Source organism: Mucilaginibacter corticis (genome assembly GCF_007558865.1).
Classification (GTDB): domain Bacteria; phylum Bacteroidota; class Bacteroidia; order Sphingobacteriales; family Sphingobacteriaceae; genus Mucilaginibacter; species Mucilaginibacter corticis.
In genome coordinates, this window is the sequence record NZ_VLPK01000001.1 from 2,211,854 (window position 1) to 2,226,193 (window position 14,340).

The following is a 14,340-nucleotide window of genomic DNA, read 5'->3' on the forward strand; positions in this document are numbered from 1 at the left end:
TATTTAAGTATTATGTGCATTATGATAACAAAAAAATATTTATTGATTTTTACTTTTTTTGTGGTTTGTTCATCTGCAGTTATCGGTCAAAAAAAGCAGATCATAAAAGACGGCCTGATTGGGCATCGGTTTCTTACCTGGAACGCTGTTATACGGCTGAACCAAATTGAGGTAACCAGGGATCGGAATGTCGGCGTGGATGAGCGTAGCCTCCACACGCCGGAACGTGTAAAGGCTTACCGAGAGGCCATAGCAAAGGGAATGCCAGGTGGAAAGATTACCTGGGCGTTAAGTTGGCTAGCGCTTAAAGATACGTCTGCTAATTACAGAGCAATTCACAAACTTATGGCAGAATATCATAAAAAGTACGGAGATGAGGTTACTTTTATACCTGGTGGTTATTTTGCCAATGCTTATAATACTCGTGCTCAAGTTAATCTCGATCTTCATGATGCTTTGCAAATGGTTAGCAGGATCGTAGGTAATGGCTATCGTCCTAAAAGTATTGTCGCAGGCTTCCTTTCAGCGGAAAACCAGCAGTACCTTGCTGAAAAGGAAGGCATTCATGTTTGCCAGGGAAATATTTGGAGTCAATTCAGTATAGATAATCAAGATGGTGATGGCTCAATAAGTTACCCATACTATCCATCAAAGGAACATTTTTGTAAACCTGCGCAGGGCAAATCTGATTTCATCGATTGTGTAAATCTCGATGGGTGGACCATCGACTTTTTGGCGGGTAGAAGAGAAGGATTTAAAGAGGGTTTCAATAGTCGTATGGGGGTAGGACCAATTGAGACGATCGGAAAATATGGACAGGAAAAGGGTACACGTGAAATGATGCATTCGACAGCTATTCACTTCGATAAAGGCGTTGAGTTAAACGGGTTTGGTTGGGTAGCCGAAGGATGGGAACTTTGCCTGGAGTATAAATTTGATTATATAACTGAGTATTTGAAACAGGTCAAAGCGCGTTGGCCTGATGTTGAGATGGTCACACAAGGTGAATTTGGATTGACTTGGAGGGGACATTATAAAGATAATAGCTTCGATTATCGGTTTGTGGAACAAGGATCTGGTATAGGAGGGTCAGATATTGATAAAGAAATTCGATGGTATATGAATAAAGATTTTAGACTTGCATTACTGAAAGATCTAAACAAGTCTACAGGTTTCAAAGTCATAGATCTAACAAGATATGACCTTAAAGCTGTCGAGCCAAAAGATATGACGCGTAGGTGGAGCCTAATGGGGGAAATCAATCAGAAGCAAACTCGCCTGCAAGATAAACCACGCCCGATAGACTCGATTTCCCAAAGTTCTCATGCGTTGATCTTTAAGCGATACAAAAATCTTCCAAAAAATTAAGTTCGTCTAAGTTAGCCCCGTTCGTTGATGAAAATAGAGGTTCGGTTTTTTTTGGCGTTATTTTATTCAGCTTAATGCAGATTATTGCCGGAATAATTAGATATACTTAATTAAAAAATTATTAATTTTTTAATTAAGTTATAATCGTATGAATTATAAAAAAGATGGTTTCGATGGGCAACGAGCTATTATTTTACCTAAGTCGATCATTAATAAGGTCTGCCTTCCCGACCCTATCATTAATAGTTGTTATATAACGGCCTTTGGCTATTACCCAAAAGCAAAATTTCATTATCGTAAACGACCTAACGGCAGCGAACAAAACATACTGATTTATTGTTTGGAAGGTACAGGGAAAGTATCAATAGCTGATAAAAGTTCCAACGTGTCACCCGGAGAATGTTTTGTCATACCTTGTCATTTAGCTCATCAATACAAAAGCGATGAAGAGTCGCCATGGACAATTTACTGGTGCCACTTCAAAGGCGAGCATTCTGATGATATTGTGCGGGCTATGCTTGTCAAAATGTCTTCTTATAATTCACAAATTCCATTTTTGGATGAACGTATACAGCTTTTTGACAAGCTATATTAGAACCTTGAAAAAGGTTACAGCAAAGAAAATCTAATGTTCGTAAATTTGTTGTTCATCCAGTTTTTAACTAGTTTTTTATTCAACGAACGGTTATCAGCCACACAAAAAGTTGACTCCGATGATTTTCTGGATAAATCAGTTGGCTTTATGCAAGGAAACCTTGACAAAGCATTGGCCCTTACGGAAATTGCAGACTTTCTTAATTATTCAGTGAGCCATTTCTCCTTCCGGTTTAAAAATAAGACCAGCTTTTCTCCTATAGAATATTTTAATGATCTAAAAATTCAAAAGGCCTGCCAGTATCTCAGGTTTACAGAGTTGCGCGTTAAGGAGATCGCTGAAAAGATCGATTTTGAAGACGCCTTTTATTTTAGCAGGTTGTTTACGGGCGTAATGGGTTCATCACCTAGGGCTTATCGGAATTCGTTTGTCAAAGTAAAATGATACATCTGGGATTTTATTTCCTATATATGTGCTATCTAATAATATTTATTTAGGTTATCATTCCAGGTATAAATCTTATTTAGGATAACAATTGTCCTCATTCACAAATGGATTTTTTAACTATTACCCTTTAATCTGCCTGAAAATCTGATGGCGATATGATACTCTAAAGAAAGAAAAACATGGATTTAATTATTAAAAGCATGGACTATTTTCTGACCCTAGCCTAAAGTCAAAAATCATAAAGTATTGTTGATTTGTCAAATTACAACGCAATGGGTTTGATTAGATAGCGAAATTAGTGTAATAAAAATTTTTACCAATTGTTGTTGCTGATATACGGACTTATGAGAACCGTAAAAATATCAGGTAACCTAAAATGTGAAAGGAGGATACTTTCTGACGATATAAAATTTGAACTTTAAAAACCAAGGACGTTGAGACCGTCCTTGGTAGCCAGTCTAGGACTGTAGAGTTTCATTAAATATTAACCAATTAGTTTAATAAACCCCATAATCAAATGTATAAAAATTTTACTGAAACGTTTTTCAGCCGGAAGAGTCATGCCTATCTCAGAAGGATAGCTGGCGTAATGATTTTTTTCGCTTGCGTCAACGGGGCGCATGCGGACCCTGTGTCCAATTTTTTGTTAATAAAAAGCGGCAACAACCTAAACGAATCACCAAGCACTAATAAGTCGAAAATAAACGCTTTGCCTATAATAATTAAGGTATCTGGTACCGTAAGAGATAGTGTAACCAATGAAACCCTTCCGGGTGTATCAGTTGGTATTGCCGGCGTAAGTGGTGGAACGGTAACCGACCTGAATGGTAATTTCATCTTAGAGGTGCCGGACAAAAATTCAATTATCAGATTTTCATTCGTTGGTTACAATTCTAAAAATGTTCTGGTGGGTAATCAAACAAATATCACAGTACATCTTTCAAAAAACGATACTAGATTAAACGAAGTAGTTGTGATCGGCTACGGAACACGCCTAAAAGGTGCTGTTACTGGTGCGATTTCGACTGTAAAATCTGACGTCTTTGAGAATAGGCCTGTAACAAGTAGCTTCGATGCGCTCCAGGGTACTATTCCAGGTCTGACTATTACAAAGCAAAGTGGCAGACCCGGCGGTGGCAACTTTGACCTTGGAATCCGTGGTGCTTCGTCTATTAATGGAAACAAACCGCTGATACTTGTTGACGGTGTCCCGGGAGATATCAATACGATTAACACGAATGATATCGCAGAAGTGACCGTATTAAAAGATGCTGCGGCCGCAATTTATGGGGCTCGAGCTGCTGATGGTGTAATCATCGTGACTACCAAACGTGGTAAAAAGGGTTCGCCGGATGTAAATGTCACAAGTAACGTAGGCGTTAAATCTCCATCATATCTTAAAAAGATGATGAATACTCTCGAATTTGCTGAGTTTTTAAGCGATGGTTTGAAAAACGTTGGTTTGACTCCTTTTCCTCAGGACGTATTCGATAAGATCAAGGCCAATGCTGCACCTGACACTACAAAGGGATGGATGTATGGTTTAACCAATTTCCCTAGTTTTTATGGTTACACCGACTGGAACAAGGTTTTATATAAAAATGCTATTCAACAGATTTATAATGTGGCGATATCCGGAGGCGGAGAGAATAATAATTATCTCATTTCTGCCGGTTATAAACGTGATAATGGTTTATTACGATACGGGCAGAACAACGAAGATAGTTACAATCTTCGACTGAATTATGACGTACGTATCAATTCTAAACTATCTCTGGAAACGCGTACGAATTTTGACAATCAGGCAACTATTGCACCATCACAATTGGACGCCGAAAGTCCGGTTGCGAATGTGCTTACACAATTTCCATTTGCGCCACTGTACAATTCGGTAGGACAATTCTACAGTTATCAGGGCTATGCGAATCCCGCCGTATATGCAACCCAAGGAGGTGTTCGTACAGACAATTTTTCAAGATTTGCGACTAATTTTAAATTAGATTACAACATAATTCCAGATTTAAAGCTAACAGGTCAAGGAGCATTCCGCTTTGATTACCTTAACTACAAAGCAACTTTTCCGACATTTACACGCTACAACTATGCGGGAGGTGTTCAGGATATACGAGACAGTCCAAACTCGGCAACATTTAGTAACTCTAAATCGCTTAATAAGCTTTATCAGATCTATCTAGATTATAATAAGGATCTTTGGCCCGGTCATCATATTAATTTTACGGGTGGTGCTTCACTGGAACAAACGAGCAATACCGGCGAAACTATTACAGGTTATAATTTTCCAAACAATGAGATATTCAGCCTAAATCTTGCCGATCGTACCAGCGTTGCTTATTCAAACTTTACCGGTCAAATCACTGACCAGGCCTTAGCATCTTATTTTGGCAGGTTAAGTTATTCGTATAATAATAAATTCATCCTGGATCTCACAGCCCGTGCGGATGGCAGTTCTAAATTCGCGCCTGAAAAGCGCTGGAGCGCGGTATTCCCTTCTGCTCAATTTGCATACGTGCTATCTGATGAAAATTTCATCAAAAAAACCAATCTGTTTGACCTTTTAAAACTTCGGCTTTCTTATGGGAAAGCAGGTAATCAGGAAATAAACAACTTAGGCCTGTATGATTATATTCCACTGATCAGTATTGGTGGGAAATATCCACTCGGTTCCCCAAACGCAGGTTTAACAGGCGCTAACGCTAATCCAGCATCGTCAGATCGCACTTGGGAAACGGTTACAAATAAGAACATTGGTATTGATGTAGCAGTCTTAAATTCTCGTTTGAACTTGTCATTTGACTATTACAATAAGACCAACAGTGACATGCTGGTGGACATTGCTGTGCCTGCTACATTCGGTGCTACACCTCCATCTGTCAATCAGGGAAAATTAGCAACCAAAGGGTTTGAAGCCACGGTGAACTGGAAAGACCAGATCAAAGATTTCAAATACAGCATATCGCTGCAGGTAAGCGATAGTAAAAATAAACTGATAGAACTAAAAAACTCTGATGTTTTCGGAGAAGGGCTAAATAGTACACGTATTGGCTATCCCATCAATTCTTATTTTGGTTATGTCTCTGAAGGAATTATTAAAACCCAGGCACAGTTAGATGAGTATAAAAAAATGGGGGGGAATGTTCCTGCACGCATAGGGTTAGGAGATGTGATGTATAAAGATCTGGACGGTGATGGTAAAATTACCGCGTTCGGTGACAAGTCAAAAGGACTGGCGGGCGATATGGTCTATTTGGGAGATGCGAATCCTCGTTACACCTTCTCGTCAAATATCAATTTGGCATATAAAGGTTTGGACCTGCAAGTATTTATACAGGGTGTCGGTAAAAGAAACGTGATTTATGGAGGCGGAATCACAAGACCAAACTACTGGTTTTGGCAAACGCTGAGAACTTTCTATGGAAATACTTATACCGCCGCTAATCCGGACGCGAAATACCCAAGAAACATTCCTCGCGGCTTAGGCTATGACGATATAACGGATTATGATTATAAACCATCTACAGCGACCATTAAGAACGTATCCTATCTTCGTTTCAAGGTTATAACCCTAGGTTACAATCTTCCGACAAATATCACCAAAGCGATCAAATTAAAATCTGCACGTATTTATGTTAGTGGACAAGATCTTTTTACAATATCTAAAGGCACCTTCGACGGGAACTTCGATCCGGAGGATGGCCTTCTAAATGAATATACTTACCCGTATAACAAGGTATACTCTTTGGGTTTAAATGTTAGATTTTAAACAAAAAAATTATGAAAATTAATTATAAGAATAAACGATCTATATTAGGGTATGAACCTAACGATCGGAGTTTTATTTATGAAAGTCAATTAAAACCAAATTTTGTTTTTGGTGTAATAGGTGTGCTTATTTTAACTTTTACAGTTAGCTGTAAAAAAAATCTAAATCTTGTATCTAAAGACAGTGTTACCGATGCGACATTTTGGAAGCAAGGCAGCGATTTTAAACTGGCTGCAAATTATCTGTACAATGGTTTAGACCGATTAGGTACCGAGGATTTACAATCTGACATTGCTTTCGCTAATCCAAACCCGGTAAGTAATGGTACCTTACTGGCACCAGAAACTGACGACAATTGGACCAACGATTATATTTATATCCGATCGGCCAATAATATTATTGCAAAAGCCGCGGGATCTGCTGACGCAGAGATTAAGCGTTATGCAGCTGAAGCCAAATTTTTCAGGGCATTTTATTATTGGAAATTGTTAAGGGTTTACGGTGGAGTTCCTTTGATTACGAAGGTGTTGACGACTGACGACCCTGCGCTATTTTCTCCAAGGTCGTCGAGAATCGAGACAGCCGATCTGATTCTGAAGGATCTAACCGAAGCCGCTGCCGATCTACCGCTGCAAACGGCGTTGGCAGCCGCTGATATTGGCAGAATCACCAAAGGTGCGGCTCAAGGATTAGCAGCTCGTGTGGCATTGTTTGAAGGCACTTGGGAAAAATTTCGTGGAGATGCCAGTGCAACTAAATATCTTGATGCTGCAATATCCAATTCGTCAGCCGTGATGAGTAGTAATGCATATGCTCTGTATACAGGAAGTGGTGCGCAAAGCTATCGCTACCTGTTTATTGAAGCTGGTGATGATTCTAAGGAATGTATTTTGGATCGTCGTTATGCACGTGGTATATTAGGGCAAAGCTACCCTTATGACCTCGATGGCAGCGGCTACAATCCGACTCGAAAAATGGCAGACTTGTACCTGGATAAAAACGGTTTACCTATCACTTCACCAGGTACCGTTTTTCAGGGCTATGCAACTTTTGTTTCAGAGTTTCAGAATCGTGATCCGCGGATGACCCAAACTATGATCATACCGGGCACATTAACCATTCGTCCTTTTTATGGCGCTACCAAAGTCGCTAATTGGCCAAATACGCCACAGCGTAACTTCAACACGGGATATATACTTTATAAATACATGTCAGAAGATGTGGTTGCTAATAATTCCAGTCAGCAAGGTGATAATAGTATATTTGACTTTGACCGTCATTTGATCCGTTATGCCGAAATTTTATTGATCTACGCTGAAGCGAGCTATGAAAAAAATAGTTCAATTAGCGATGCCGATCTGGATCTTTCTATAAATAAAATTCGGAGTAGGGTAGGTATGCCTAATTTGACCAATGCCTTCGTTACTGCAAATGGCTTAAATATGCGTACTGAGATCAGACGCGAAAGAACTGTAGAGCTTTGTTTGGAAGGATTTAGATATGATGATCTTCGCCGCTGGAAAACCGCTGAAACAGAGTTGCCTCAAGACATAAAAGGTATTAAGATTACTGGTTCAGAATGGGCTACACGAGCGCCTTACAATGACCCTGTATATACTTCTAAGGTAGATGCGAATGGCTTTTTAATTGCAGAAAAGAACAGAAAATTCGATCCATCAAAAGATTATTTGCAGCCGTTGCCGACCAAAGAGGTGGCATTTTATGCTACCAATGGTAAAGTACTTGCCCAAAATCCGGGTTGGTAAGTTCAAATTTTCTCATCGTAAAGCCGGGCGTCTTTGATGCCCGGCTTTTTTATGCTTTTTACTGAACAATAAACTGGTTTAATTAACCCGAAATAGTAATATAATCCAGTATTTTGATAAGAAAGTCTATGGGTTTTTGTCGGACAAATCACAAAATTTGTTAAGATTGAAACCTTTTTTATGATCTGAAGATCTTTTCTTTGCTAGACGATGCATCATTACGAATTTTAGACCGCGGTGGAAATCTATTGAATACGTGAATTTCAATAAGACGAGTATTTATGATTAGTTGAAAAATTGGTAATTGGTTATGAAGAATTATTATAAATATTTGCCGGTAAGTAAAGAAGATGAAAATTGGGGATTGACTGTTTTGAATGTCGGGGCCACTCATATTCTTCCCTCAGATGTTTACCCGCAAAAAACGCATCCTGACCATCATAATTTTAACTGGAAAGCAGGCCGGGTACTAAATGAATACCAGGTTATCTATATAATCAATGGTGAGGGGGTTTTTGAGTCAGAAAGTCAGCCTTTAACTAAAATAAATGCCGGTACAATAATTTTTCTATTTCCGAATGAACGCCACCGTTACAGGCCTGACAATAGAACAGGTTGGGATGAATATTGGATAGGAGTTAATGGACCTATTGCTGAAAATTTGTTATCAGTGGGCTATCTTAACCCTAAAACAGCTTGTAACTATGTAGGCTTTCATCAGTCAGTTTTGGATATATTCCTTAATATTATTGAGCACACAGTTGCGGAAACTTCCGGTTACCAACCATTAGTTTCAGGTGCCGCCTTATACTTACTGGGGACCATTCATGCTATAACCAAACAAAATTTCCTGGAAAATTCTGAAGACGAAGTTATTGTTAATAAGGCAAAATGTCTGTTCAGATCTAATGTCAGTTCAAAATATAGCGCTGAAAAAGCCGCTGCTGACTTGAATGTCGGGTATTCGTGGTTTCGTAAACATTTCAAATTTCATACCGGCATCTCACCAGGTCAATATTACCTGCAGTTGAAAATTGAGCAGGGAAAAACGCTGCTTTTAGCAAAAAACTATTCTATAAAAGAAATTGCATTTGAATTAAATTTTGAGTCAACTTACTATTTTTCAAATGTCTTCCGAAAGAAAACAGGTCTAAAACCAACCGAATATCGTAAACAAGTAGCTGCAATGGTTAAATAATCATATTGATCAGGGTTAGTACGATGTGTACCAACCCTGTATATTGTTGTACCTTTTTATATCAGATCAGCAGCAATTATTTAGCAGCGACTGTCGAAAGTTTGAAATTGAGTTTTTTTCCTGATTCAGGTATGATAGTTGAGTTTTCCAACTTTCCAAAGGATGGCTTGGCTTTATTATCGTTTTGTACGTTATATGTGTAGCCATAGCTTCCTACACTGGTTTCAGATGACAATACGATACAATAAGTTGTTCCTTTAATAACCTTAATTCGCGGTTCGAAAACCTGGTTTTTAACAGACCATCCCAGGGTATTTCCTGTTAATGTCTTTGTAGTTAAAGCTTCACCTGTTATACTATTACCGTTGGTGGCATAGATCGAGGTTTTCAAGCCACCCTTAGGTGCGCCTTTTAAAAACAGCGGTATTTCGATCCTTTTTAATATACCGCTATTTACTGCAACAAAATTTTGAGCTATTGCAGTCCCTGCTTTAATTTCCAATTCTCCTTTAAAGCTTGAATTTGCTGCAAACTTAGCGGGAGTTTTAACGATAGCTTTTCCGGTTATATTAAAATCATGGACACACTCAATAGGGATGATAGATCCATCTGGATTAAAAGATAGCGGCGCCCAAAAATAGTTACCCAGAGCTTCATTTCGCGCCGCGTTGTTCCATAGATCACTTCCGAATAAATACACAGTGCCTGACAATAGTTTGATGGTTGACACAAAAGAGGGCTGGCCACCACAAGAATTATCACTGATTTTTTTAGATGCCGACCATGGCCCTAAAGGGGAACTTGCAGTTTTGTAGGATGCTCCGGTTCCGCCACAATAACCGCAGTTCGGATCAGAATAAACCACATAGTATATACCATTACGTTTGAACATCCCCGGAGCCTCGGTACTTTTTTCTGTTACTGGTTCGCTAACTTCGCCCGTTCCTGTTAAATAATTGTCGCTTAATTTCTCGATCATTATTCGGCCATGTTCGCGCCAATCGGTTAATGCGATATAAGCAGTACCGTCATCATCTACAAACAGATCATGATCGCCATTATTAAGGCCTGCAGCTGGAGCATTTTCATTTACCTTAAGTTTTGGCTCTGCGACCTCCTCAAATGGGCCCGATGGTGTCCTGCTTGTAAATACACGATAACCGGAAACATTATCATAAACATTTATCCAGAGCACGTATTGTTGGGTGTTTTTATTATAAACCACATGTGGCCTGAAACAACCATAAGTACTGCCATTGCAACGGGTCTGCCATATTTTCGTGTTCGCATTAAATAGTTGGCCTTTATCCGTCCAGGTAAGCATATCCTTAGAAGTATATACTTTAAATCCGCAAAAAGCGGCATTCTTGTTCTGCCATTCAAATCCGCAATCGTAACTCGTTCCATATAAATAATAAGTGTCACCAAATAAGGCGATCTCACCGTCATGCGCGTCTATTGCATCACCTACTTTACTATAACGGATAATTTGATTACCGTCTTTATCAAAATTAGTCACCTTGAAGCTAACCGGTGTTTTTTTTGTCTGACCCAATACGCCGGTATGCGTTAAAGTCATCATTAGCGCTACGATTAAATTAACACATAGCTTATTTAAAATTCCTGATTTCATCGTTGATTTAGTTTATTTTAGCTCATTAACATACTTGAACATATTGTATTCCCAGTAAGAAGGATAGTTTGATTAATTTGTTGGCGATGTGTCCTTTACCAACAGCGCAGTGATGGGCCGGACCGTTGTTATTCCAACTTTCGACAAATTGTTTAGCGCCGATAGGAAATTTATAACGGCTGTTAGTATTTCCGATTTCAAGGATTTCGCCGGGTACAGATTCCCCCTCGGCTATCAGGAATCCAATTCCCTCTTTGCCGTCCTCCAATACGGATAGAAGCGTAACCGGGCCATGCGCCACAGACATTTCGACCGATAGGCCTTTACCTACCTTCCCGTGATAAACCTGTAAAGGTTTTACTTTTATCTTGCCTTCCGCAATTTTCGGATGGCAGGGTCCATCATGGCCCATCAGCACTACATCATCCGCAAAATCCATCGCATAAAATTCTGTAAATGATCCGCCGCAGCCAAAAGTGTCCATGATCTTCATGGCAATTACATTTTTTACCTCGTATTCACCGGCTACAGGGACATTGCAGCCGGTCAACAAAGAAGTTCCGAGAATTATTGAAGACATTGTATTTTCATTTGCCACATTACCGCTGCCTTTATGGTAGTATGCAAATGCCCCAAGTTTATACTTGCTCACAATCTTATCAAGGGCCACAGCGGTAATTGCCGCTCGTTCAATCTCATCTTCTAAACAGTCCTGCTGAACTTCGAAAGTTTGATGAACATCCCGGATCTTTAAATCCGTCTCGTCTTTGGAAACCGATTCCCGCAGTGCCGACAATTCATCAACCTCTATTATTTCCATATGACCGCCAAATGTGGCGTTTATAAGGGTCAGATCGGTATAAATATCCATCATACCCCCATAATAATTCCCCATCAAACCTATTCTTTGATAGGATAATGTCCTCGCAACTCTTACAGCCTCTATCCATTGTTTAACTTCCGTCCAAACTGATGGATCGTTGTGTAACATTCCGGTAATCTGAGCATATTTTAGACTGTGCCGATTGAGCATGTTCACAATTTCAGGAATAGGACAGGCAGAACAAAAGGCAAGCCAATCTCCGGTCATTTTCGTCCGATCCCCCATTGCATTAAATTTTTTATAATCAATGTTGGGTTCAGGTGATAGATTCAAGATCACTACCGGGACTTTCGCTTTCCGCAAAACCGGAGCAACGGTTGCAGATAATGCATAGGTTGTAACATGTATGATGATAAGATCTACATCCTCACGTTTGAAACTATCGCCAGCTTCAAAAGCCTTATCTACAGAATCGATCAGACCGAGATTGATCAAATCAGTGCCGTGAGCTATGATTTTTTCAGCTACCACGTCCAAATACCCTGTCAGGCGTTCTTCTAAGCCGTCAAATTGATCCCAATATGCTTGAAGGCCAATGCCAAACAATCCGATTTTAGGACGTAAAGTTTTTTGCATAATTTTTAAATGTTATAAATTGATTGTGTTTACTAAAGTAATAGGTGTTAGCTGTCCAATAACATTACGTTATGATATTTGAACTTGAAATTTTGATTTCTTATTCTGGCATCTGAACGGAGATGATAGTTATAATATGAGGTAGTAATTTAATAATGTTAAATCGAGTCATATCTGTTATATGTATATGCTTTGATACCGTAGAACCAAATAAACACTAAATAGGTCGGCATGCATATCTTATTTAGTCCTTAAGTCTTTTTATTAAAACAATGCCGTCAAAAGTTTTCCATTCAAATCGCAATTGAAACACAATACTTTTCTTAGATAGAAATATAACTACGAATTTATGGTGGCATTCGGCCATACTTCATCATTTTTTGACATTAATACCCAAAATTTTGACCCGTTTTAAAGGTAGCCTATAATGGATCAAATAGTTAAACTGTAATTTACATTAAAATCGATCAAGAATAGCGTGTAACTACATGATCAGAAATTTGTTGCCGTTTTTTAGTTCATTTTTTGAGTAAAAAAGTACATTCTTGATGATTTGGTCGGGCAGGTGTTAGACTGGTAGAAAGTTTAATATAGAGAACCCTGACTGTTTGATAGATGTTAATAAAATGTACAAAAGTCAAAAATTACATTTAAAGTGTCAGAATTCGATGCGCGTCAAATGTCGTTTCAAATTACTTTTGATAGTAAACCGTATTATTATTTTACAGATGAGAAGATTACTAACCAGCATATTTATTTTATGTGCTTTTTTTACCAGTGCAAAATCCTTAAATAACAGACTATTTCACTTTACCAAAACAGGCGAAGATCCATTTACTCCTTATTTGAACAGTATCCCAACTGTTTTACAGGTTATCAGTACGGTAAACTCAGGATCTGGCGATGAAGCCATTGTCACCAAAGAAATTGTTTTTAGTTCAAAAAATGGTGTAAATAAAATTTACGGTATCATGGCATTCCCGCAGAGGGCAGGAAAGTTTCCCGGTGTTTTGGTCATTCATGCAGGTGATGGAAATGCTCAGAACGCCAAAGGCATAATTGAAAGATTGGCTCGTAAAGGATATGCGGCATTTGCTTGTGATATGGCAGGTTTTTGTAACACAAACACAACTCCTTATTCCAGCGGTCCCTGGAAAGCAACCCCCGCACCTGATGAACGTCCCCGTTTTTATTTAAAAAATGGCCCCAAAAGCAGTTCGCTGGTTGATGCGGAAGTAGCGGGTATAGAAGCATTTAATTTATTGCGTAGCCAACCAAATGTGGATGCAGAGAAAATGGGCATTACCGGATATTCCTGGGGAAGCTATTCAACCACTATGCTGTCAGGCTTATTAGGTGATAAAGTAAAAGCGGCTTATGCCTTTTGGGGCGCTGGATTTTTTGACAAAGGCACTTACTGGAAAAAAATCATAGAAGATCTCCCCGATTCCATCAGAACAACCTGGCTCACTTATTTTGATGCAGGGCGTCGGGCACCTCATATAAAAGCCAACTTTTTTATGGAGGCTGCAGTTAACGATACCTATTTCTGGGTGGAATCTGTAAATGCTACTTTGCAGGCTATCCCAAAGGCTAAAAATCATGTTTGGGGGCCAAATGTAAATCACAGAGAAGCACCAACGAGTGCTTTAATGCAAGGTTTGTTTTTTGATTACAATTTGAAAGGTTTAGGAAGCCCTTTTGGCCATGTGGCAATATCTGATGTAAAGAGTATGAAAGATAGTACGAAGGAGGTTACGATCAAGCTTGACATTCCTTCTGGAGTTGCTATTAAAACTGTACAGGTTTATTACAGCGAACCTCAGGCCAGATGGGACGCAAGAAAATGGATGCCTTTAACTGCGACGGAGAAAAATAAGAAAACATACACAGCTACCATTCCTGTTGATCTGGTTAAAAAGAACGTTAATTTTTATGCTCACTTAACAGATACACGGGGTGCAGTTACATCAAGTGATATCTATTGACCATGCTCAAATTAAATGCTGGTAAAAAAATAGTTTCTTACCTTATTTGTGCTTTTACCGGCCTTAGCGCACAGGCACAAATGAGGGATACTATTTCCTCCCGTT

9 protein-coding genes are annotated in these 14,340 nt (G+C 39.1%); 7 read left to right on the top strand and 2 right to left on the bottom strand.

The features are described 5' to 3' along the window. The first annotated feature begins 21 nt into the window (after positions 1-21). The 6 genes from FO440_RS09780 to FO440_RS09805 all read left to right on the top strand — a co-directional run bounded on the left by FO440_RS09780 (position 22) and on the right by FO440_RS09805 (position 9,155). Positions 22-1,368: a DUF3863 domain-containing protein gene (locus FO440_RS09780; protein ID WP_186292616.1), complete on the top strand. Its 1,347-nt coding sequence runs from the start codon at positions 22-24 to the stop codon at positions 1,366-1,368. A gap of 148 nt (positions 1,369-1,516) precedes the next feature. Continuing rightward, positions 1,517-1,963, top strand: a complete 447-nt coding sequence (locus FO440_RS09785; RefSeq protein ID WP_144248007.1) for an AraC family ligand binding domain-containing protein — start codon at positions 1,517-1,519, stop codon at positions 1,961-1,963. A gap of 33 nt (positions 1,964-1,996) precedes the next feature. Then, positions 1,997-2,407: a helix-turn-helix domain-containing protein gene (locus FO440_RS09790; protein ID WP_144248008.1), complete on the top strand. Its 411-nt coding sequence runs from the start codon at positions 1,997-1,999 to the stop codon at positions 2,405-2,407. A gap of 520 nt (positions 2,408-2,927) precedes the next feature. Next, complete coding sequence (locus FO440_RS09795; RefSeq protein ID WP_144248009.1) at positions 2,928-6,191, top strand: SusC/RagA family TonB-linked outer membrane protein; 3,264 nt, start codon at positions 2,928-2,930, stop codon at positions 6,189-6,191. A gap of 11 nt (positions 6,192-6,202) precedes the next feature. Next, positions 6,203-7,957 carry a RagB/SusD family nutrient uptake outer membrane protein gene (locus FO440_RS09800; protein WP_144248010.1) on the top strand — a complete coding sequence of 585 codons (1,755 nt, stop codon included), beginning with the start codon at positions 6,203-6,205 and terminating at the stop codon, positions 7,955-7,957. Positions 7,958-8,267: 310 nt separating this feature from the next. After that, positions 8,268-9,155 carry an AraC family transcriptional regulator gene (locus tag FO440_RS09805; RefSeq protein ID WP_144248011.1) on the top strand — a complete coding sequence of 296 codons (888 nt, stop codon included), beginning with the start codon at positions 8,268-8,270 and terminating at the stop codon, positions 9,153-9,155. 76 nt (positions 9,156-9,231) lie between these two features. Here the strand turns inward: FO440_RS09805 and FO440_RS09810 are convergent, their stop codons facing one another. Both FO440_RS09810 and FO440_RS09815 read right to left on the bottom strand, forming a co-directional pair. Then, a complete protein-coding gene (locus tag FO440_RS09810; protein ID WP_144248012.1) occupies positions 9,232-10,788 on the bottom strand; it encodes a family 43 glycosylhydrolase in 1,557 nt (518 codons plus the stop codon). A 25-nt stretch (positions 10,789-10,813) separates the two neighbouring features. Beyond that, positions 10,814-12,247, bottom strand: coding sequence for an arabinose isomerase (locus tag FO440_RS09815; protein WP_144248013.1), 1,434 nt, complete (start codon positions 12,245-12,247; stop codon positions 10,814-10,816). A gap of 728 nt (positions 12,248-12,975) precedes the next feature. On the opposite strand from FO440_RS09815, the gene FO440_RS09820 reads away from it, so the two are divergent. Further along, positions 12,976-14,235 carry a dienelactone hydrolase family protein gene (locus FO440_RS09820; protein WP_186292617.1) on the top strand — a complete coding sequence of 420 codons (1,260 nt, stop codon included), beginning with the start codon at positions 12,976-12,978 and terminating at the stop codon, positions 14,233-14,235. The last annotated feature ends 105 nt before the right edge of the window (positions 14,236-14,340 follow it).